The organism is Zunongwangia pacifica, from assembly GCF_023499215.1.
Taxonomy (GTDB): Bacteria; Bacteroidota; Bacteroidia; order Flavobacteriales; family Flavobacteriaceae; genus Zunongwangia; species Zunongwangia pacifica.
The window spans coordinates 1-1461 of sequence record NZ_JAKHSK010000092.1 but is presented as its reverse complement, the minus strand read 5'-3'; the positions used below and the strand labels follow the sequence as shown (position 1 = coordinate 1461).

Annotated in this window: 1 rRNA gene; it reads left to right on the top strand. The window is 49.6% G+C overall.

The window, feature by feature from the left end:
- Nucleotides 1-1346 (top strand): 16S ribosomal RNA (locus tag L1967_RS22180); the annotation flags it as partial.
- Nucleotides 1347-1461 lie beyond the last annotated feature (115 nt).

Genomic DNA, 1461 nt, shown 5'->3' with positions numbered 1-1461 from the left:
GTATTATGATCTGGCATCAGGTGATGATTAAAGGTTACGGTAAGAGATGAGCATGCGTCCTATTAGCTAGATGGTAAGGTAACGGCTTACCATGGCCACGATAGGTAGGGGTCCTGAGAGGGAGATCCCCCACACTGGTACTGAGACACGGACCAGACTCCTACGGGAGGCAGCAGTGAGGAATATTGGACAATGGGCGAGAGCCTGATCCAGCCATGCCGCGTGCAGGAAGACTGCCCTATGGGTTGTAAACTGCTTTTACAGAGGAAGAACCCTCCTTACGTGTAAGGAGCTGACGGTACTCTATGAATAAGGATCGGCTAACTCCGTGCCAGCAGCCGCGGTAATACGGAGGATCCAAGCGTTATCCGGAATCATTGGGTTTAAAGGGTCCGTAGGCGGGTCTATAAGTCAGTGGTGAAAGTCTGCAGCTTAACTGTAGAACTGCCATTGATACTGTAGACCTTGAATTAGTATGAAGTGGTTAGAATGTGTAGTGTAGCGGTGAAATGCATAGATATTACACAGAATACCGATTGCGAAGGCAGATCACTAATACTATATTGACGCTGATGGACGAAAGCGTAGGTAGCGAACAGGATTAGATACCCTGGTAGTCTACGCCGTAAACGATGGTTACTAGCTGTCCGGCCCAATTGAGGGCTGGGTGGTTAAGCGAAAGTGATAAGTAACCCACCTGGGGAGTACGTTCGCAAGAATGAAACTCAAAGGAATTGACGGGGGCCCGCACAAGCGGTGGAGCATGTGGTTTAATTCGATGATACGCGAGGAACCTTACCAGGGCTTAAATGCAGTCTGACGTATCTGGAAACAGATATTTCTTCGGACAGATTGCAAGGTGCTGCATGGTTGTCGTCAGCTCGTGCCGTGAGGTGTCAGGTTAAGTCCTATAACGAGCGCAACCCCTGTGGTTAGTTGCCAGCACGTAATGGTGGGAACTCTAGCCAGACTGCCGGTGCAAACCGTGAGGAAGGTGGGGATGACGTCAAATCATCACGGCCCTTACGTCCTGGGCCACACACGTGCTACAATGGTAGGGACAGAGAGCAGCCACTTCGCGAGAAGGAGCGAATCTATAAACCCTATCACAGTTCGGATCGTAGTCTGCAACTCGACTACGTGAAGCTGGAATCGCTAGTAATCGCATATCAGCCATGATGCGGTGAATACGTTCCCGGGCCTTGTACACACCGCCCGTCAAGCCATGGAAGCCGGGGGTACCTGAAGTCCGTTACCGAGAGGAGCGGCCTAGGGTAAAACTGGTAACTGGGGCTAAGTCGTAACAAGGTAGCCGTACCGGAAGGTGCGGCTGGAACACCTCCTTTCTAGAGCATTCTCTTATTAAGAGAATCGCGATTAAATAAAGGGAAGTTCAAAATAAGGCCTTTAAGGTCTTGATTCTTAATGTCAATTCGATAATAAATAGGGAAAGGTAAAAAA